The following is an 18753-nucleotide window of genomic DNA, read 5'->3' as shown; positions in this document are numbered from 1 at the left end:
ATGGATCAGGTCACCATCGTCACCGGCGGCAGCCGGGGCATCGGCGCGGCCACCGCCGTGCGCCTCGCCACCGCCGTGCGCCTCGGCGGCGACGGGCACCGCGTCGCCATCGGATACGAGCGCTCCGCCGACGCCGCCGCCGCGCTCGTCGCGTCCATCGAGGCGGCCGGCGGGACCGCCGTCGCGGTGCGGGCCGACACGTCGGTCGAGGACGACGTCGTGCGCCTGTTCGCGACCGCCGCCGACGCCCTCGGCCCGGTCACCGGTCTGGTGAACAACGCCGGCACCACCTCCCGCATCGGCCCGTTCACCGACCTCACCGCCGCCGACCTGCGCCGCGTCGTCGACGTCAACATCGTCGGCGCCTTCCTGTGCGCCCGCGAGGCCGCCCGCGTCCTGCCCCGCGGCGGCGCCGTGGTCAACGTGTCCTCGGCCGCCGCGACCCTCGGCAGCCCCGGCGAGTACATCCACTACGCCGCGACCAAGGCCGCCCTCGACACCCTCACGATCGGCCTGTCGAAGGAGCTCGGCCCGGCCGGCATCCGCGTCAACGGCGTCGCCCCGGGCATCATCCGCACCGAGATCCACGCCGTCTCCGGCGACCCTGACCGAGCCGACCGCGCCGGCCCGGCCGCCCCGCTCGGCCGCCCCGGCGAACCGTCCGAGGTCGCGGAGGCGATCGCCTGGCTCCTGAGCCCGGCCGCCTCCTACGTCACCGGCACCACCGTCCGCGTGGCCGGCGGGCGCTGACTCCCGCGGGCGCCCTGCTCCCTCACTGAAACAACCCGGGTTGCGGGGCGGGGAACCCCCGCCGGCCGGCACGGTTCAGCGCTCGTGGAGGGTGTCGACGTCGGCACCCTGCTCCAGCAGGTACCGCACGGCGCGGTCCAGGTCGGCCTGGCGCAGGACCAGCGCGCCGACCCGGGTGCGGCGGGTGTCCTGGGAGCCGCGGTCGTATACGTCGACACCCCTCGCCCGCACCTCAAGCCGCCACCGCCCGTCCCCGGTGACAAGCACCCGCATCCCCCGCACCGCATGATTCTGCGGTCCACTCATCCGCTATATGGCATATTCCCGAAAAACGCGAAATGTCCGCCCGCGAAGAAGGCGGCGGTGGCGGGAAACGCGCGTCAGGCGCGCGAGGGGAGTCTCACGCTGAGCCGGACGCCAGACCCGTCGTGAGGCTCGAACACCGCAACCCCCGGCCTTTCGGATGCAGCGCGCACGCGCGTGTTCCGGCCGCGCGAAGCGCAGGGCGTGCGAGCGAAGCGGAGCATTGAGGGTGTGGGGTGAGAATCCCCCACTGCTCTTCCGGCCGAAGGCCGCCGCGGAAGAAACAGCTTGAGTGGGAGCGAAGCGAGCATTGGGGGTGTGGGGTGAGAATCCCCCACTGCTCTTCCGGCCGAAGGCCGCCGCGGAAGAAACAGCTTGAGTGGGAGCGAAGCGAGCATTGGGGGTGTGGGGTGAGAATCCCCCACTGCTCTTCCGGCCGAAGGCCGCCGCGGAAGAAACAGCTTGAGTGGGAGCGAAGCGGGCATGGGGGGTCGCGGGGTGGGAACCCCCCGCCGGGTCGCGGCGCCAGCCGTGACCCAGCTAGCACAGTGCCCCAGCCAGCACAGCTCACCACTGGGCGTAGGGGACGTTCCAGTCGCCGAGGCCGTCGGTGAGGGTCAGGTTCTTCGGGGTGTTGCGGACCTCGACGACGTCGCCGACGTCGAAGGTGTCGTAGAACCACTTCGCGTGGTCCGGGGCGATGTTGATGCACCCGTGCGAGGTGTTCTCCTTGCCGTGCTTGGGGATGTTCCAGTCGGCGAGGTGGACGTACTCGCCGGACAGGGAGATGCGGCAGGCGAGCCGGATCTTCTCCTCGTAGTAGTTCGGGTTGTTCTTGTCCGTGACGCCGTAGCTGGCGGAGCTCATCGTGACGAGGGGTTCCTTCGTCATGAGGACGTGCACGCCGCTGGCGGTCAGGTAGTCGATCTTCTCGCCCTTGGAGCCGATGGTGCCCTTGCCGCCCTTGCCCATGCTGCAGGGGATCTTGCGGACCATCTGGCCGTCGATGTAGCACTCCATCTGCTTGGTGTTGGAGTCGGCGATGGCGATGCGGGACTTGCCGATGGAGAAGCTCGCGGAGGCGTTGGCGCCGCCGTAGACGCCGTTGCCGACGTCGACGCCGAGCAGGTTGGCGCTGACCTTGACGGTGGTGCCGGGTGCCCAGTACTTCTCGGGGCGCCAGTGTGCGCTCTGGCCGCTGACCCAGTGCCACTTGCCCTCGACCGCGGGCGACGTGGTGACCTGCATCGCCTGCTCGACGGCGTCCTTGTTGGTGACGGCCTTGTTGAAGAAGACGATGACGGGCTGGCCGACGCCGTAGGTGTTGCCGTTCTTCAGCGCGAGCATCGGGTTGGCCTGGAACGTGATCGACACGGTGCTGGCCGGCTTGAGCGTGGTGAACGTCGCCGTCTGGTTGACCGCGGTGCCGGCCGTGTCGACGCCGGTGACCGTCACGGTGTACGTCTGGCCGTAGGCGAGCGCGCCGGTGGACTGCCAGCCGTGCTTGTCCTCGGCGAGGGTGCCGGCCAGGGTCTTGCCGCCGGCGGCAACCGTGACGGTGTCCAGCGTGCCGTTCTCGATCGCCACGGTGACCGGGCTGGACGGTGCGACGTCCTTGCTGTCCGCGGCGGGCGTGATGGTGAGCTTCGCCGGCTGCGCGCCGCCGCCTCCCCCGCCGCCCGCGCCGTCGGTCCCTCCCGCGGCCGCGCCGGTCTTCTTGCCCCCGTCGGAGCAGCCCGCCAGGACGGCCGCGGTGGCGACCCCTGCTCCGGTGGCCAGCATTGTTCGACGACTCAGCATGTCTGCACCCTCCCCGTTCGCGAACGGTACCCACACGAAGACGTCTCGCAAAGCCCCTCAGGTTGCGTGCGACGACGATCATGCGTGTGGGCCCGCCGGCGAATGGGGCTAAACGGGCGCGGTCACTCCACCGTCAGGTCGACCTGGTTGGTGTAGAACGCGACCCGTTTCGCGATCGGCTCGACGGCCGGGTAGGGCGTCTCGTAGGTCCAGATCACGTTGGTCAGCTCACGGTCGGCGGTGACGACGCTGTAGTAGGAGGCGTCGCCCTTGTACGGGCAGTGCGTCGAGTGCTCGGTGCGGCGCAGCAGCGACTGGTCGACATCGTCCAGGGGCAGGTAGTACACCGGCGGATACGTCGACTCCTGCAGCGTCAGCGCGTCCGTGGTGTCGGCGACCGTGACGCCGTCGACGCGGACCGTGACGCGCCGCCCGGTCGGGGTGACGGTGATCGGGTGCTCGGGTCCTGGGATCTTCATGAATCCCGACCCTAGCTCGGGCCGGCGCTCAGCAGCCGGTCCACGCAGCGCTGCGCCAGGTCCGGGGTGAGCGTCCAGGGCAGGAAGATCACGCGGTAGATGATCGGCGAGATGACCAGGTCGATGAGGTCGTCGGCGGCGAACGACGCGGTGGAGCGGGCCGCCAGGACCTGCGCCTCGGCGCGGCGGTTGCGCAGGCAGTCGGACTCGGTCTCGCCTGCGGAGGCGGCGCCGCCGCGCAGCAGGGCCGCGTTGACCGGTTTCGCGTAGTGCTCGACGATCTCGCCGGCCCAGGCGATGAGGTCGGCGCGCAGCTCACCGGTGTCCGGCAGCGGCCGGGTGGGGTCGAGCCGGTACGTGGCGATGTCGTTGAGCATCGTCGGCAGGTCGCCCCAGCGCCGGTAGATCGAGGTCGGGTTGACCCCTGCGCGCTCGGCGATCAGCGGGATGGTGACCCGCTCGGCGCCGCGTTCCCGCACGAGGTCCTCGACCGCGGTCCTGACCTGTGCCAGCACGACGGCGCTGCGGCCGCCGGTGCGCTTCCCGGCCGTCATGTGACGCTCCTAACGCAACGATAGTTGCTTTTAGCGCCCGCGAGGGGCGTAGCTTCAGCCTAACGCAACGAAAATTGCTTTAGGGGGTACGGCATGACGACCGCACTGGTCCGACCCGTCACACTGCCCGCCGGGCTCGCGTTCACCGGCGCCGGGCTCGCGTTCGCCTCGCTGTACCTGGCGGCCGGCGCGCCGACGCCGCTGCTGGTGCTGTTCGAACGCGAGTGGGGCTTCGCGCCGTGGGTCCTGACCGTCGCGTTCGCCGCGTACGCGCTGGGGCTGCTCGCGGCGCTGCTGGTGTTCGGGTCGCTGTCCGACCACGTCGGCCGCCGGCCGGTCCTGGTCGGCGCGCTCAGCGTCGAGTTCGCCGCGATGCTCATGTTCGTGTTCGCACCGAACATCGGCTGGGTCATCGCCGCCCGCGTCGTGCAGGGCGTGGCCACCGGCGCCGCCAGCAGCGCGTTCACCGCGGCCCTCGTCGAGCTGGCGCCGCCGCACCGCAAGCGCCTCGGCACGATCGTCGCGGGTGCCGCCCCCGCCGGCGGGCTCGGCCTCGGCGCGCTGCTGACCGGCGCCGCCGTGCAGTTCACCGGCTCCGCGAACCTCATCGTCTTCGGCGTCCTGGCCGTCATCATGGTCCTCGGCACGCTCACCGCCGCGTTCTCCGGCGAGACCGTGACCCGCCGTGCCGGCGCCCTCGACTCGCTCAAACCGCGGGTCACGGTGCCGCGGGCGGCCCGCCGCGAGTTCGGCGCCGCGATCCCCGTGCACCTGGCCAGCTGGATGTTCGCCGGGCTGTTCATGGGTCTCGCCCCGACGATCGTGCGGGACATCTTCCACCGCGACAGCGGGCTGCTCAACGGCGCGACCGCGTTCCTGCCGCCCGCGTCCGCCGCCGTCGCCGGGTACGTCCTGGGCCGCCTGCACCCGCGCCGCACCATCCTGCTCGGCGGCGGCGCCGTCCTGCTCGGCGCCGCGGTCGTCCTGCTCGGCATCGGCACCGTCGTGCTGCCCCTCGTCTGGGCCGGCGGGATCATCGGCGGCGCCGGGTTCGGCGCCACGTTCTCCGGGGCGCTGCGCGCCGTCGGCCCCCTCGCCGAGACCCACCAGCGGGCCGGGCTGTTCGCCGCGGTGTTCCTCGTCGCGTACCTGTCCTTCGGCGTCCCCGCGATCGTCGCCGGGCAGCTCGTCGCCCCGCTGGGCCTGCTCACCACCGTCGTGCTGTACGGCACCGCGATCCTCGCCGCCGCGGCGGCCGGGCTGCTCAGCCAGTGGCGGCTGACCCGCGCCGCATAACCCTTCAGGTCGCCGCGGGCGGGCCGATGTGGACACGACCGACCCGGCGAACGACAGGAGCCAGCATGAACGTCGCCCAGATCGCCTCGTCCATCACGTGGAGCGTCCCGTCGGCCGGCCGCGGCGTCGACCCCGCGACCGCGCAGGCCCAGGTCAACGCCCAGGCCGACACGCTCAGCGCCCTCATGGGCACCAGGCACAACACCGCCGTCGCCAACAACGTCTCCGACGGCAAGGGCGTCGACGTGTACCTGTAGGCGCTAGATTCGGTCGGATGAACCGGCAGGAGATCAGCGACGCGGTCATCGACGTCGGATGGCGGTACATCCTCAGCACCCTCATGACGACGGTCCCCGTCGGCTCCATCGGGCAGGCAGCGGAGGTCGCCGCCCGGTGCACCGCCGCCGCCGGCGACGACGCCGACCGGCACCTGTGGCTCGACCTGCGCGCCGACCACGTCCTGCTCACCCTGCAGACCCTCGGCGCGGCCAAGGTCACCGCCCGCGACATCGAGCTCGCCCGGGCCCTCACCGGGTCCCTGCGGGAGCTCGGCCTGGGCACCGTCCCCACCACGGGACGGCCCGTGCAGCTCATCGAGATCGCCGTCGACGCCATCGACATCCCCGGGGTCCGCCCGTTCTGGAAGGCCGTCCTCGGCTACGAGGACGAGGAGGGCGCCCACGACGACCCGGGCGCGGCCGTCGTCGACCCGCACCGGCTCGGGCCGGCCGTGTGGTTCCAGCAGATGGCCGAGCCGAGAATCGAGCGCAACCGGATCCACCTGGACATCAGCGTCCCCCACGACGCGGCGGCGGACCGGATCGCCGCCGCACTCGCCGCCGGCGGCATCCTCATGTCGGAGGCGGCGGCACCCGCGTACTGGATTCTCGCCGACATCGAGGGCAACGAGGTCTGCATCACCACCTGGCAAGGCCGCGATTGACCCTCGACGTGTTCGCCGATGACGCCATCGCCGCCATGGTGGCCGCGTCCCGGGTGCCCGGCCCGCCGGTGAGCGTCGCCGACCTGCGCCGGGGCGGCCGGGAGCGGGCGGCGCTGCGCCCGCCCGGCCCGGCGATGCCGGTCGAGGACCGCACCGTGGGCGCCGTGGACGTCCGGGTGTACCACCAGGGCGCCGACGTCATCGTGTTCGCGCACGGCGGCGGGTTCGTCCTGGGCGACCTGCACACCCACGACGCGTTCGCGCGCCGGCTCGCGCAGGCCACCGGCCGGACCGTCGTCGCCGTGGACTACCGGCGGGCGCCGGAGCACCCGTTCCCGGCCGCCGTCGACGACGTCCTCACCGTGCTCGACCGCCAGAGCGCCGCCAGAGTCGCCGTCGCCGGGGACTCCGCCGGCGGGTTCCTCGCCGTCCAGGCGGCCCTCGCCCGGCGCGACCGGGTCGACGCGCAGCTGCTCATCTGCCCCCTCATCGACCTCACCCTGCCCGCGACCCAGCCGAGCGTGGCGCAGAAGGGCACCGGGTACACCCTGGACGTCGCCGAGCTGCGCGAGTGGATCGGGTGGTGGGCGCCGGGCGGGGTGCCGAACCCGCTGACCGCGGACCTCACCGGCATGCCCCCGGCGCTGGTCGCCGTGGCCGAGCACGACCCGCTCCGCGACGGCGGCAGCCTGTACGCGCAACGACTCGCCGCGTCGGGCGTGCCGGTCGTCCACCGGGCCGCGGCGGGGCACGTGCACAACTTCGCCCAGTCCGTCCACGTGTCAACCGCCTGCGCCGAAACTGACGCACGGTGGCTGCGTGATGCCACCCGGTTACTTTCCAGGGTCGGCCGGGACACCACTGGCGGAGCCAGTGCAGACTGGTGGCCGGCGTCCCGACAGGACGTCTGAAGATCGGCAAGGGGGCGCGGCGTGGGACTGTGGGACAGAATCCAGGGCGAGTTCATCGACATCATCGAGTGGCTCGATGACAGCCGGGACACGATCGTCTGGCGGTTCCCCCGTTTTCAGAACGAGATCAAGATGGGCGCGAAGCTGGTCGTGCGCGAGTCGCAGACCGCCGTGTTCGTCAACGAGGGGCAGGTCGCCGACGTCTTCACCCCCGGCACCCACACCCTGACCACGCAGAACCTGCCGATCCTGGCGACGCTGAAGGGCTGGAAGTACGGGTTCGAGTCGCCGTGGAAGGCGGAGGTGTATTTCGTCAACACCCGCCAGTTCACCGACCTCAAGTGGGGCACGCAGAATCCGGTGCTGCTGCGCGACGCCGAGTTCGGCATGGTGCGGTTGCGGGCGTTCGGCGCGTACACGCTGCGGGTCGCCGACCCGTCCCGGCTGCTGCGCGAGCTGGTCGGCACCGACCCGCAGTTCCGCACCGAGGAGGTCTCGGAGTTCGTCCGGCAGCTCATCGTCGGGCACCTCGGCAGCGCCCTGGCCACCGCGCAGGTGCCGGTCCTGGACCTCGCCGCGCGGCAGCTGGAGATCGGTCAGCGGCTCGCCCCGGTCCTCACCGCCGAGCTCGCCGGCTACGGCATCGAGGTCCCCAAGTTCGTCATCGAGAACATCTCGCTGCCGCCGGAGGTCGAGGAGGCCGTCGACAAGCGCACCTCGATGGGGGTCGTCGGCAACCTCGACGCGTACACCAGGTTCCAGACCGCGAACGCGATCGAGGACGCCGCCAACAACTCCGGCGGCGCCGGGGAGGCCTTCGGGTTCGGCATCGGCATGGCCGCCGGGCAGCGGATGGCGAACGCGGCCGCTCCCAGCGGCGGGCCGCCGCCGCTGCCGCAGCAGGACCAGTGGTTCGCCGGGGTCGGCGGAGCCCAGCAGGGCCCTGCTGGGCTCGGCGCGCAGATCCGCGGCGGCACCGTCACCCGCGAGACCCTCGTGTGGCGCAACGGCATGGCGCAGTGGACACCGGCGGGTCAGGTGCCGGAGCTCGGCGCCCTGTTCGCCGCCGTCCCGCCGCCCCTGCCCCCGCAGGCGCCGCCGCTGCCCCCGCAGGCGCCGCCGCCACCGCAGCCTCCGCAGGCGCCGCCGCTGCCCCCGCAGGCGTAGCCGCCGATGCGGCAGTTCCCGTGCGCCGGCTGCGGCGCCACCGTCGAGTTCGCCCCCGGCACCAACGCGTTGCGCTGCCCGTACTGCGGCCACACCACGCTCATCGAGCAGCCGCCTGACCGGGCGGTGCGCGAGCACGACTGGGCGCAGTTCGCGGGCCTTCCCCGCAAACCGATCGCGTTGCTCGCCGCCAACGTCTACGTGTGCGGCGGCTGCGGCGCGCAGACGGAGAGTGACACCGTGTCGGACCGGTGCCGGTTCTGCGGCGCCCCCGTCGTCGCCCAGGTCGACCCCGCCGACCAGGTCGTGCCGGAGGCGGTGCTGCCGTTCACCGTCGACCAGCGGGCGCTGCGGACCGCGCTCGGGGCCTGGGTCGCGTCCCGCTGGTTCGCGCCGTCAGGGCTGAAGAAGGTCGGTGAGGCCGAGTCGGCGAAGAGCACATATCTGCCGCACTGGACCTACGACAGCCGGACCGTGTCGCAGTACGAGGGGCAACGCGGCGACCACTACTACGTCACCGAGACGTACACCTCCAACGGGGAGACCCGCACCCGGCAGGTTCGGCGGACCCGGTGGAGCGGCGCGTCCGGCACCGTCGCCCGGGACTTCGACGACGTCCTGGTCACCGGCACGACGAAGGTCACCAGGGAACACCTGGACGCGCTCGAGCCGTGGCCGCTGACCGACGCGGAGCCGTTCCGGCCGGAGTATCTCGCCGGGCACCAGACGCTGCGCTACGACGTCGAGCCGGAGCAGGCCCTCGACGCCGCGAAGGCCCGCATGGCGCCGCTCATCGAGCAGGACTGCCGCGCCGACATCGGCGGCGACGAGCAGCGCGTCGAGCACGTCGACACCGCCTACCACGACCTGACGTTCAAGCTGATGCTGCTGCCGGTGTGGCTCGCCTGCTACGTGTACGCCGGCAAGACCTACAACATCCAGGTCAACGGCCGCACCGGCGAGGTCGCCGGCGAACGCCCCTACAGCGCCGCGAAGATCGCCGCGGCGGTCACGGGTGGCGTGCTGCTGATCGCCGTGGTCGTGTTCCTCATCTGGTACGCGCGGCAGCCGTGACGCGGCTGCTGCGCCATGAGCGGGTGTCGGCCGCCCTCACCCTGCTCGGCGACACCGCCGTTGCCGCGCTGCTCGACCGGCACGCCCGGCCCGACGCGGTCGGCATCGGCGGGCGCACCGCGACCCTCGACGTGGCCGGCGAGCCGGTCTTCGTCAAGCAGGTCCCGGTCACCGCCCTGGACCTCGCGCACCCGCACTCGACCGCGAACCTGTTCGGCCTGCCGATGTACTGCCAGTACGGGGTCGGCTCCACCGGCTTCGGGGTGTGGCGCGAGCTCGCCGCGCACCGGATCACGACCGGCTGGGTCCTCACCGGGCGGCACGCCGCGTTCCCGCTGCTGCACCACTGGCGGGTGCTGCCGGCCGGGTTCGCCTGGCAGGGCGAGGACATCGAGGAGCGGGTCGCCTACTGGGGCGGCGCGCCGGCCGTCCGCGACCGGCTGACCCAGCTGCGGGACGCACCGGCGCGGCTCGTGCTGTTCCTCGAGCACCTCCCGCAGACGGTGCACGACCTGCTGCGCGCCGACGCGTCCGCCGCCCCTGTCGTCGACGCCCGGCTGCGCGACGCGATCACGTTCATGAACGGCGAGGGGCTGTGGCACTTCGACGGGCACTTCAACAACATCCTCACCGACGGCCGCCAGGTGTATCTCGCCGACTACGGGCTCGCCCTGCACGAAGGCTTCGAGCTGGACGCGGACGAGCGGGACTGGCTGCGCCGGCACGCCGACTACGACCTGCGGTACACGACCGGGCACCTGGCGACCTGGCTCGCCGAGGAGTTCCGCGGGCCGGCCGAGCGCGCGGCGGTGCTGCGCGGTGAGGCGCCGTTCCTCGGACCGCCGGAGGCCGCGGAGCTGGTGCGGCGGTACGCGCCGAGGGCCCTGCTGACGAACGCGTTCTTCGACGCGCTCGTCACCGGGGCGAAGACGACGCCGTATCCGGCCTACTCGGGGATCCTGTAGGCCGGGCGGAACCCGAGGAGCCGCTCGGCGGCGCCGGTGTCGATCGGGACCCGGCGGCCCGCAATGGCCGCACGGACCGGCACACCCTTGTGGTAGGCGGCGATCAGCTCCTCGGTCGGCTGCGCCGCGAAGGTGTCCGGCGCGGCGAGGAAGACCCGGTGAAACCCGGTCAGCGGCCGGGACGCGGCCAGCCACGCGGCCTCGGCGGCGTCATCGACGTGCAGGTAGGCCCACGAGTTCCGGGCGCCCAGCTCCGGGTCGGCGCGCACGTCCGCGGCGGCCTTCGCGAGCCGTTGCGTGCCGCCGGTGAACGGGAACCGCAACGCGACCACGTCCATGCCGTGCCGGCGGTGGAACATCTCGCCGGTCAGCTCGTCGACGAGCTTCGACAGCGCATACGGGTCCTCGACCTGCGGCGGCGCCTGCTCGTCGAGGGGGTAGTACGGCGGGTGCAGGTCGTGCGGCGAGAACGGCATGCCGAGCAGGGCGTAGCTGCTGGCGAGCACGGCCCTCGGCACGCCCCTGCGGGCGGCCTCGTCGAGCACGACGAACGTGGCCCTGGTGTTGCCGGTGAACACGTCCAGGGCGGTGCCGAGCGTGGGTGCCGGGATCGCGGCCAGGTGGATGACCGCGTCGACCTGCCCCTCGAACGCCTCGGCGACCACGTCCGGGTCGCCGGCCGACCCGACCACACACTTCGACGTGCCGGTCACCGCCTCAAGAGCGAGGGCCACGACATCGACGGCGGCGGCGTGCAGGCGGGCGACGACGGCCCGGCCGATGTTGCCGGCGGCGCCGGTGACGACGACCCTCACGGCGCCTCCAGGGACCCGTCCGGGCGGCGTACCACGGCGGCCCAGCGGTCGAACAGGAACTTCGTCGGCGGATACTTCGCCGCCTCCGCCTCGTCCACGTCGACGCCCCAGCCGGGCCGGTCCGACGGGTACATGTAGCCCTTGACCACGTCGGGGCAGCCGGGGAAGACGTCGTGGGTCGCCGCGTTGTACTCGTGCGACTCCTGGAACCCGAACGCGTGGCTGGAGATGTCGACGGCCAGGTTCGCCGCGACGCCGACCGGCGACACGTCCGCCGGGGAGTGGAACGCGGTCCGGACCCCGCACAGCTCGGCGAGCGCCGCCAGCTTCCGCGTCGGGGTGAGCCCGCCGACGGCCGACGTGTGCAACCGGATGAGGTCGACCCCTCCGTCGCGGATGAGCCGCGCCGCGTCCGCGACCGAGCTCACCTGCTCACCGACGGCCAGGGGCACCGGCGACGCGGCCCGGATCTCCGGCAGCCGGTCGTACAGCTCCGACGGGATCGGGTCCTCCAGGAACGACAGCCCGAACGGCTCCAGGGCCCGCGCCAGGACCACCGCCTGCTTCGGGGTGAGCCGGCTGTGCACGTCGTGCATGAGGTTGACGCCCGTGCCGAGCCGCTCCCTGGCCGCCGCGAACAGCGACGGCGTGCCCCGCAGGTATCGCTCCGGGTCCCAGCCGTCCGGGTTCGGCGAGTCCGGGTAGTGCCCGCCGGTGCCGGCCGCGCCGTAGCTGCCCAGGCCGGGCTCCGCGCGTTGCAGGCGGATGCAGCGGTACCCCTGCGCGATGAGCCGCTCCGCCTCGTCGAGCACCTCACCGGTGTCGGCGCCGGACGCGTGCGTGTAGACCTCGACGCCGCCGCGGACCCGGCCGCCGAGCAGCTCGTGGACTGGCAGCCCGGCCCGTTTGCCCGCGATGTCCCACAACGCCTGGTCCAGCCCCGAAAGGGCGTTGTTCAGCACCGGTCCGTTGCGCCAGTACGACGAGAAGTGCACGGTGCGGGTGATGTCCTCGATGTCGGCCGGGTGCCGCCCGACGGCCAGAGGCCCGACGTGCTCCGCCACCGCCGCCGCCACCGCGGCGTAGCGCTGGGTGAAGGTGGCGCAGCCCAGCCCGTGCAGCCCCGGCTCGCTCGTCTCGACCTTCACCACGACGAGCGGCAGCCCCTCCGGCGCGGTCACGATCGGCCGGACCGCGGTGATCCGCAGCGCGTCCCGGGCCGGCCACGGCGGCACCGACTCGGGCAGACCACCGTCCGGGCCCAGCAACCGGTTCGGATCGTGCACGGCTCACCTTCCACTGACTGCATCGCACGGTGGTCGCTCATGATCCGACGATCATGTGTGCGATAACGTTACGCCGTGCACGCGCCCGAAGCAGACTCCCGGCCGGTGTGGGTCCTCGAGATCGGGGGCAGCCACGTCACGGCCGCCGGCGTGCTGCTGGACGACCGTCAGGTGATCCAGCGGCAACGCCACCCCCTCGACCCCGCCCTCTCCGCCGACGCCATCGTGGACGCCCTCGCCGGCGCCGCGAAACTGCTCGACCCCCACCCCGGGGACCGCTGGGCGTTCGCGATGCCGGGCCCGTTCGACTACCGCACCGGCGTCTCCTTGCACGCCGGTGTCGGCAAGTTCGACAGCCTCCGCGGCGTCGACCTGCGCGCCGCCCTGGCCCGCGCGATCCCGGCCTCCTCGGACGCGTTCACGTTCATCAACGACGCCGACGCCTTCATCCTCGGCGAATGGGTCGACGGCGCCGCCAAGGGCGCGGCCCGCTGCGTCGCCATCACCCTCGGCACCGGCATCGGCTCCGGCTGGCTCGCCGACGGCAGCGTGGTCACCACCGGCCCCGACGTACCTCCGGACGGCGAGCTGCACTTCTGCACCATCGACGGCGTCGAGCTGGAGGACGTCGTCTCCGACCGCGCGCTGATCCGGGCGTACCGTTCGCTGACCGGCGTCGACATCGACGGCATGCGCGGCCTGGCCGCCCGCGCCCGCGAGCTGGACGCCGCCGCGCAGACGGTCATCGACACCGCGTTCGGCGCGCTGGGCCTGCTGCTGACCGAGTGGCTCACCCGCTTCGACGCCGACGTGGTCGTCTTCGGCGGCTCGATGACCGGTGCCTGGGACCTGATCGAGCCCGCCCTGGCGCTGACCCTGCCGGCGCGCCCCGTCTCGGACACGGAGCACGCCGCCCTGCTCGGCGCCGCCTGGGCCGCCGCCCACCCGACCGCCGCGGTGTACTGACGACCACCTGACGCCGAGGCCGGCCTGTTCGAACCAGGGTGCGACCGCGCGCGGCCACCCATGTTCAGCAGGGTAAACTACGGTTGGTGACGGTGTCGAAGATCAATTAGATCCGACCGGGTAGTGTCAGAAGCAGCCAGCGACACCCGCACCACAGCGACCTCCCCGCACCACCTCAGAGGCGGCGGCGGACGTCCTCGGAGCAGTAGCGCCGGCGTCCTCGGCGGCCGGCCGGCCGTCCTGCGAGCCGTCAGCTCGGGGACCGGGTGTCCGTGAACCCCCGTTCCAGGTACAGGGTGTGCCACGTGGTGCCGGTGCCGTCGGTGTAGCCGGCGGCAATGATCTCCCCGGTGGCCGGGTCGACGAGGACGGACTCGCCGCCGTGGTCGCCCGGGCTCGGCCGAGGTCCGGCACCGACCGGTGCCGACACGGCGATCCCGGTCCGTCCGACCGGGTCGGTCGCTTCTCCGGCGCAGGCGACGCCGTCGGTGCGGGCGAGGAACCGCAGCAGCGCCGAGCGGTGCGCGGCGTCCAGGACGCGGGTGCGGACGAGGTCTTCGACGCCGAAGATCGCCTGGGACGGGCCGTTCTCCCGCGGCCGGTACAGGGCGTCGGCCATCGCCGCCGGGTCTGCGGCGGGGACGTCGGGGCGGGAGACCTCGGCGGGCGGCAGGTCGACGGTCGAGGTGCCGAGCGTGGGGAGCATGCCGGGGTTGTCGCGGAAGAAGATCCGCGACGTCTCGTCGGCGTATGTGGGCGGCTGCGTGGTGGTGCGGCGGCGCTGCGAGCCGTCGGCGGCGGTCCACGTGGAGGTCTCCACCTGGAACATCATGCTGGCGAACTTCCCGTTCTTCATCTGCACGGTGCCGCCGCTGGTCCCGGAGGTCCGCAGGTATTCGAAGGCGCCCTGCACGCCGTCGTAGGGCGCCTTCGTCACGCCGTCCGCGAGACGGTCGAGGCAGCTGGGCGTGATGCTCGGCGCGGGCACGACCGGCACGCCCGGATCGGCAGGGGGGCCGCCGCGCACCAGGACGGCGACGGTCGTGCCGGTCACCGCGACGACGGCGACCGCGGCAGCCGCCGCGACCAGGAAACGGCGGCGGCGCGCCGGGGGGCGCAGGTCGTAGCCGGTGACGTCGTGGGACGCGCGGCGCAGCAGCGCCTCCACGTCGCCCGGGACGACGGGCACGCCACGCGCCGGGTCGGCGGCGGTCAGGAGGTCCAGGATCTGCTCGTTCATCGGGTGCCTCCCACCGGCGAAGGGATCTCGGCGAGCAGTGCGGTGAGACGCCGGCGGGCGCGGTGCAGGCGCACCTTCGCCGCGGTGACGCCGCAGCCGAGGACGAGCGCCGCCTCGCCGACGGCGAGCTGCTCCCACGCGACGAGCCGGAGGATCTCCTGGTCGTCGTCGGACAGGCGGGTCAGCGCGGCCCGGACGTCGAGGAGCTGGTCGACGCCGTCGTGCCGGTCGGTGGCGGGGCGCTCGCCGAGCTCCACGGGCGGCGGGGTGGCCCGCAGTGCCCGCCAGTGGTTGGCGAGCAGGCGGCGGGCCACCCCGTACAGCCATGGCAGCGCGTGCGAGGGCACGTCCCAGCGCCGCCGCCATGCGACCAGGAACACCTCCTGAGCCAGCTCCTCGGCCGACGAGGTGGCTGAGGTCGCCGAGGTGGGGTCGAGGCGGCGCAGCCCGTACCGCACGACGTCGGCGTAGTGCCGGTCGTACACGGCGCGGAACCAGCCGGTGTCCCGGTCGTTGGCGTCGTCCATACCCCTGTCTATGTCGCTGCCGCGGCGAGGGTTACAGCAGGCTCCGCAGATATTCGAGATTGTCGGCGGTGCGCCGCTGCAGGGGCAGGGCGGTGGAGAAGTCCTCGACGGTGACCCAGCCGTCGTAGCCGTGCGCGACGAGCGCGGCGAGGTACCGGCCGACGTGCGCCTGCCCGGTGCGCAGCGGCGCCCAGTCGTGCGCCCAGGTGACGGTGCCGTCGGCGGCGGTGCCGGCGGGCTGCCAGGCCACGTTCTTCACGTGTACGTGCTGCAGGTACGGCCCGAGCAGCTCGAACGCGGCGCGGTGGTCCTCGTGGCCCTCGATGACGAGGTTGCCGAGGTCGTGGATGACGCCGATGTGGCGCGGGTCGAGGCCGTCGACGAGGCGCATCGCGGCGGACGCCGAGGACACGATCGTCTCGTGGTGCAGCTCGACCAGGATCGACACGCCGTGCCGGGCGGCGAGCCCGGTGGCCCATTCGAGGTCCTTGCGGGTGGCGTCGAACAGGTCCGGGTAGCGGCCGGTGGACAGCAGCGGCATGGTGACCCGGACCCGGCCGGCGCCGAGGGTCGCGGTCGCGGCGAGGAGCCGGGCGACGTCGTCGTGTTCGAAGCTGCGGGCGTAGCCGCCGATGCCGGAGTACTCCAGGCCGGCGCCGCGGGTCAGCGCGGCGATCTCCGGCAGGGCCGCTTCGAGGCCGGTGAGGGGCCAGGTGGCGCGGTTGCCCTTCCAGAAGCCCGGCTCGGCGGCGTCGTCCTGGTCGACGACGCGCCACTCGACGCCGTCCCAGCCCTGCGCGGCGAGGTGCCGCACCGCCTCCTGCGGGGTCCAGTCCGGGGTCGACGCGGTGAAGACCGAGAACCTCACGCCTGCTCCTCCTCAATCACGTCGGTCACCGACGGGCGCACGTCGTCGTGGACGCCGTCGAGGACCTGGTCGAACAGCACCGGGCGGCCGAGGGTGGCCGCCACGTACACGGCCCGCACCGTGGCGAGGGCGAGGAGGCCGTCGGCGACCCGGACCCCCGGCGGGCGCCGCTCGTCGATGGCCTCGACGAGGTCCTGGTACTGGCGCAGGTGCCCGAGCACGAACCCGTCGGCGGGTTTCGGCGCGCCGTACAGGTCCTCGGCGGCGACGAGCTCACGGGTCTGCGCCGCGGCCGGCAGGGAGCTGTCCGCGGAGCAGAAGTATTCGAGCTGGTCCTCGTGCAGCACGGCGGAGCCGCGGGTGCCGTGCAGCTGCAGCCGCACCGGCAGGCCCGGGTATGCGCTGGTGCTGGCGTGCAGGACGGCGAGGGCGCCGCCGGCGAAGCGCAGCGTGGCGACCGCGAGGTCCTCGACCTCGATCCGCTCGTGGGCGACGCGGGCGGTGCGGGCGGTGACCTCGACCGGGGGGCCGAGCAGGGCGAGCATCTGGTCGACGAGGTGGATGCCCTGGTTGGCCACGGCGCCGCCGCCGTCGAACTCCCAGGTGCCGCGCCAGTCGGCGGAGTCGTAGTAGGCCTGGTCGCGCCACCACGGCATGGACACGACCGCGGACGTGAGCCGGCCGAGCCGGCCCGCGGCGGCGGCGCGCTGCACGGCGACCATCGCCGGGTCGAAGCGGTGCTGGCTGACGACGGCGCAGACGAGGCCGCGGTTCTCCGCCTCCTGGGCGACCTTCGCGAACGCGCGGGCCTTCGGCAGCGACACGTCGAGGGGTTTCTCGACGAGCAGGTGCGCGCCGGCCCGCAGGGTCTGCTCGGCGGCCTCGACGTGCAGCCCGCTGGGGGTGCAGATGGCCACGAGGTCCACCTGCTGCGAAGCCAGGGCGTCACCGAGCGTGCGATGACACGAAGGAGCCGGGTCGATGCGGGCGGCGAGGGCCGCGTTGGCCGCGTCGAGCGCGTCCACCAGGGCCACGATCCGCAGACGAGGATGGCGCAGGATGGCGTCGGCGTGGTTGCCGCCGATGATGCCGCTGCCGACGATCGCCACGTTGATCAGGTCTGTCATTTCACTCCCCCGGCCGTCAGGCCGCCGACCAGGAACCGCTGGAACACGAGGTACAACACCACCACCGGCAGCGCACAGATCAGCGCGGAGGCCATCAGCTGCCCGTAGATCGGGATGGCGCCGCCCTCCTGGGTGGCGCCGAAGACCTGCAGGGCGACCGCGACGGTGCGGCTGTCGGGGTTGGTCATGACGGAGGCGAACAGCACGTCGTTCCAGCCGAGCAGGAACGCGAAGATGCTCGCCACGACCAGCCCGGGCCAGCTCAGCGGGATGATGATCGAGCGCAGGATCCGCCAGGAGGAGGCGCCGTCGAGGCGGGCGGCCTCGTCGAGCTCGGTGGGCAGGCCGCGCAGGTAGGTGACCATCACCCAGGTCGAGAACGGCAGGGCGAACGTGAGGTACGTGACGAACAGCGCCCAGCGGGTGCCGATGACCTGGACGCCGAGGACCGCGGACAGGTTCGCGAACAGCACGAACACCGGCAGCAGCATCAGCGTGCCGGGGATCGACTGCAGCGCGAGCAGCCCCCGCAGGATGAGGCCGCGGCCGAGGAACGCGAAGCGGACCAGGACGTAGGCGGTGGCGACGGCGACCAGGGCGGACACGACGGCGACGGTGCCGGCGACGACGACGCTGTTGACCAGGCCGGCGCCGAGGTCGACCGTGGACCAGATCTTGGCGTAGTTGTCGAGGTGGAGGCTGGTGGGCCAGAACGCGCCGCGGGCGACCTCGAGGTCGTCGTTGACGGACGCGAACAGCATGTACAGCACCGGGGTCAGGACGAAGACCAGCAGGACCGCGATGACGAGGGCCTGCACCCCGCGAGGCAGCAGCCGCTGCACGTCAGTTCTCATGCTGGTTCAGCCTCACCGCTCGCAGGTACACCGACAGCGGGATCGCGACCAGCACCAGGGACAGCACGGCCATGGCTGCGCTGAGCCCGAACCGGAAGTTCTGGAAGCTCTCCACGTACGTGAGGACCGGCAGCACCTCGACGTCGTGCGGGGCGGGCACCCCGAACAGCACGTACGGCAGCGTGAAGCTGTTGAGGTTGTGCAGGAACGCGATGATCAGCGCGAGGGCGAGCACGCCACGCAGGTGCGGGAAGATGACGTAGCGCAGCTTCGCCCACCACGCGGCGCCGTCCAGCGCGGCGGCCTCGTGCACCTCGTCGCTGATGCCCTGCAGGCCGGACGCGGCCAGGAGGTACAGCAGCGGCCATGACGTCCACAGCTGCACGACGACGAGCGTCCAGTAGCTGTTGGGCCCGTTGAGCCACAGGTGCTGCTCGCCGAGGGCGGTGTTCGCGGGGCCGGTCGGCATGAGGATGGTCCGCCAGACGGTGCCGACGACGAAGGCCGGCAGCACGTACGGGATGAGGAACGCCGAACGCACCAGCGCCCTGCCCTTGAACCGTTGCTGGGTCGCCAGGGCCGCGGCCAGCCCGACGGGCAGGGTCGCGACGGTGACGAGGGCCGAGTAGCCGACGGACACCCAGATGGCGTGCGGCAGCGCGGTGTCGGTGACCGCCTCGACGTAGTTGTCGAACGCGATGAACGGCGCTCCGGTCCACTCGCGCAGCGTGTACTGGTCGAGGTCGAGCAGCGACACGGTGAGGGCGACGCCGAGCGGCACCAGGATGACCAGGACGAGGAGCACGCCACCCGGCGCCAACATCCACA

21 protein-coding genes are annotated in these 18753 nt (G+C 72.7%); 9 read left to right on the top strand and 12 right to left on the bottom strand.

The genetic code is table 11. From position 1 onward, the window contains the following. Entirely contained in the window at window positions 1-750 is a 750-nt protein-coding gene (locus tag OHA72_RS25160; RefSeq protein ID WP_327010247.1) for an SDR family oxidoreductase, read from the top strand. A gap of 75 nt (window positions 751-825) precedes the next feature. Here OHA72_RS25160 and OHA72_RS25155 read toward each other — a convergent pair whose 3' ends face one another. The 4 genes from OHA72_RS25155 to OHA72_RS25140 form a co-directional block, all read right to left on the bottom strand. Continuing rightward, entirely contained in the window at window positions 826-1023 is a 198-nt protein-coding gene (locus tag OHA72_RS25155; RefSeq protein ID WP_327010246.1) for a hypothetical protein, read from the bottom strand. A 597-nt stretch (window positions 1024-1620) separates the two neighbouring features. Further along, window positions 1621-2853, bottom strand: a complete 1233-nt coding sequence (locus OHA72_RS25150) for a L,D-transpeptidase (RefSeq protein ID WP_327010245.1) — start codon at window positions 2851-2853, stop codon at window positions 1621-1623. A 122-nt stretch (window positions 2854-2975) separates the two neighbouring features. Continuing rightward, window positions 2976-3332, bottom strand: a complete 357-nt coding sequence (locus OHA72_RS25145) for a DUF427 domain-containing protein (protein ID WP_327010244.1) — start codon at window positions 3330-3332, stop codon at window positions 2976-2978. An 11-nt stretch (window positions 3333-3343) separates the two neighbouring features. Then, window positions 3344-3886 (bottom strand): TetR/AcrR family transcriptional regulator, encoded by a 543-nt coding sequence (locus OHA72_RS25140; protein WP_327010243.1) that lies wholly within the window; start codon window positions 3884-3886, stop codon window positions 3344-3346. Between the two features lie 93 nt (window positions 3887-3979). Between OHA72_RS25140 and OHA72_RS25135 the strand changes: the two genes are divergently transcribed. The 7 genes from OHA72_RS25135 (at window position 3980) to OHA72_RS25105 (ending at window position 10242) form a co-directional block, all read left to right on the top strand. Further along, window positions 3980-5182 carry an MFS transporter gene (locus OHA72_RS25135; protein ID WP_327010242.1) on the top strand — a complete coding sequence of 401 codons (1203 nt, stop codon included), beginning with the start codon at window positions 3980-3982 and terminating at the stop codon, window positions 5180-5182. Window positions 5183-5247: 65 nt separating this feature from the next. Further along, window positions 5248-5439: a hypothetical protein gene (locus tag OHA72_RS25130; RefSeq protein ID WP_327010241.1), complete on the top strand. Its 192-nt coding sequence runs from the start codon at window positions 5248-5250 to the stop codon at window positions 5437-5439. Between the two features lie 17 nt (window positions 5440-5456). Beyond that, a complete protein-coding gene (locus tag OHA72_RS25125) occupies window positions 5457-6125 on the top strand; it encodes a 4a-hydroxytetrahydrobiopterin dehydratase family protein (protein WP_327010240.1) in 669 nt (222 codons plus the stop codon). Continuing rightward, complete coding sequence (locus tag OHA72_RS25120) at window positions 6122-7036, top strand: alpha/beta hydrolase (protein WP_327010239.1); 915 nt, start codon at window positions 6122-6124, stop codon at window positions 7034-7036. The genes OHA72_RS25125 and OHA72_RS25120 overlap by 4 nt, the downstream gene beginning before the upstream one ends. A gap of 21 nt (window positions 7037-7057) precedes the next feature. Beyond that, window positions 7058-8203 carry an SPFH domain-containing protein gene (locus tag OHA72_RS25115; protein WP_327010238.1) on the top strand — a complete coding sequence of 382 codons (1146 nt, stop codon included), beginning with the start codon at window positions 7058-7060 and terminating at the stop codon, window positions 8201-8203. A 6-nt stretch (window positions 8204-8209) separates the two neighbouring features. Further along, a complete protein-coding gene (locus tag OHA72_RS25110) occupies window positions 8210-9277 on the top strand; it encodes a TFIIB-type zinc ribbon-containing protein (protein WP_327010237.1) in 1068 nt (355 codons plus the stop codon). After that, a complete protein-coding gene (locus OHA72_RS25105; RefSeq protein WP_327010236.1) occupies window positions 9274-10242 on the top strand; it encodes a hypothetical protein in 969 nt (322 codons plus the stop codon). The genes OHA72_RS25110 and OHA72_RS25105 overlap by 4 nt, the downstream gene beginning before the upstream one ends. Here OHA72_RS25105 and OHA72_RS25100 read toward each other — a convergent pair. Beyond that, on the bottom strand, window positions 10224-11057 hold the full coding sequence (locus tag OHA72_RS25100; RefSeq protein ID WP_327010235.1) for an NAD-dependent epimerase/dehydratase family protein: 834 nt from the start codon (window positions 11055-11057) through the stop codon (window positions 10224-10226). The two genes, OHA72_RS25105 and OHA72_RS25100, sit on opposite strands and share 19 nt — an antisense overlap. Then, the gene (locus OHA72_RS25095) at window positions 11054-12343 is read right to left on the bottom strand and encodes an enolase C-terminal domain-like protein (RefSeq protein ID WP_327010234.1); all 1290 of its coding nucleotides are present in this window, start codon (window positions 12341-12343) and stop codon (window positions 11054-11056) included. Before OHA72_RS25095 ends, OHA72_RS25100 begins: the two co-directional genes overlap by 4 nt. 75 nt (window positions 12344-12418) lie before the next feature. Here OHA72_RS25095 and OHA72_RS25090 point away from each other — a divergent pair, with 75 nt between their 5' ends. Continuing rightward, window positions 12419-13309 (top strand): ROK family protein, encoded by an 891-nt coding sequence (locus OHA72_RS25090; protein ID WP_327010233.1) that lies wholly within the window; start codon window positions 12419-12421, stop codon window positions 13307-13309. A gap of 250 nt (window positions 13310-13559) precedes the next feature. On the opposite strand, the gene OHA72_RS25085 is transcribed toward OHA72_RS25090, so the two are convergent. From OHA72_RS25085 to OHA72_RS25060, 6 genes are read right to left on the bottom strand one after another with little or no spacing between them, the layout of a single operon-like run. Beyond that, window positions 13560-14549 (bottom strand): CU044_5270 family protein, encoded by a 990-nt coding sequence (locus OHA72_RS25085; protein WP_327010232.1) that lies wholly within the window; start codon window positions 14547-14549, stop codon window positions 13560-13562. After that, the gene (locus OHA72_RS25080; protein WP_327010231.1) at window positions 14546-15076 is read right to left on the bottom strand and encodes an RNA polymerase sigma factor; all 531 of its coding nucleotides are present in this window, start codon (window positions 15074-15076) and stop codon (window positions 14546-14548) included. The genes OHA72_RS25085 and OHA72_RS25080 overlap by 4 nt, the downstream gene beginning before the upstream one ends. A 31-nt stretch (window positions 15077-15107) precedes the next feature. Beyond that, window positions 15108-15944 (bottom strand): sugar phosphate isomerase/epimerase family protein, encoded by an 837-nt coding sequence (locus OHA72_RS25075; RefSeq protein WP_327010230.1) that lies wholly within the window; start codon window positions 15942-15944, stop codon window positions 15108-15110. After that, window positions 15941-17071 carry a Gfo/Idh/MocA family protein gene (locus OHA72_RS25070; RefSeq protein ID WP_327010229.1) on the bottom strand — a complete coding sequence of 377 codons (1131 nt, stop codon included), beginning with the start codon at window positions 17069-17071 and terminating at the stop codon, window positions 15941-15943. The genes OHA72_RS25075 and OHA72_RS25070 overlap by 4 nt, the downstream gene beginning before the upstream one ends. Further along, window positions 17068-17925, bottom strand: a complete 858-nt coding sequence (locus OHA72_RS25065; protein ID WP_327010228.1) for a carbohydrate ABC transporter permease — start codon at window positions 17923-17925, stop codon at window positions 17068-17070. Before OHA72_RS25065 ends, OHA72_RS25070 begins: the two co-directional genes overlap by 4 nt. Further along, window positions 17915-18748 (bottom strand): carbohydrate ABC transporter permease, encoded by an 834-nt coding sequence (locus tag OHA72_RS25060; RefSeq protein WP_327010227.1) that lies wholly within the window; start codon window positions 18746-18748, stop codon window positions 17915-17917. Before OHA72_RS25060 ends, OHA72_RS25065 begins: the two co-directional genes overlap by 11 nt. Between the last annotated feature and the right edge of the window lie 5 nt (window positions 18749-18753).

Origin of the sequence: Dactylosporangium sp. NBC_01737 (assembly GCF_035963215.1) — a bacterium.
In the GTDB taxonomy this organism is placed as follows: domain Bacteria; phylum Actinomycetota; class Actinomycetes; order Mycobacteriales; family Micromonosporaceae; genus Dactylosporangium.
The sequence above is the reverse complement of the archived record's forward strand: the minus strand, read 5'-3'. Positions and strand labels throughout refer to the sequence as shown.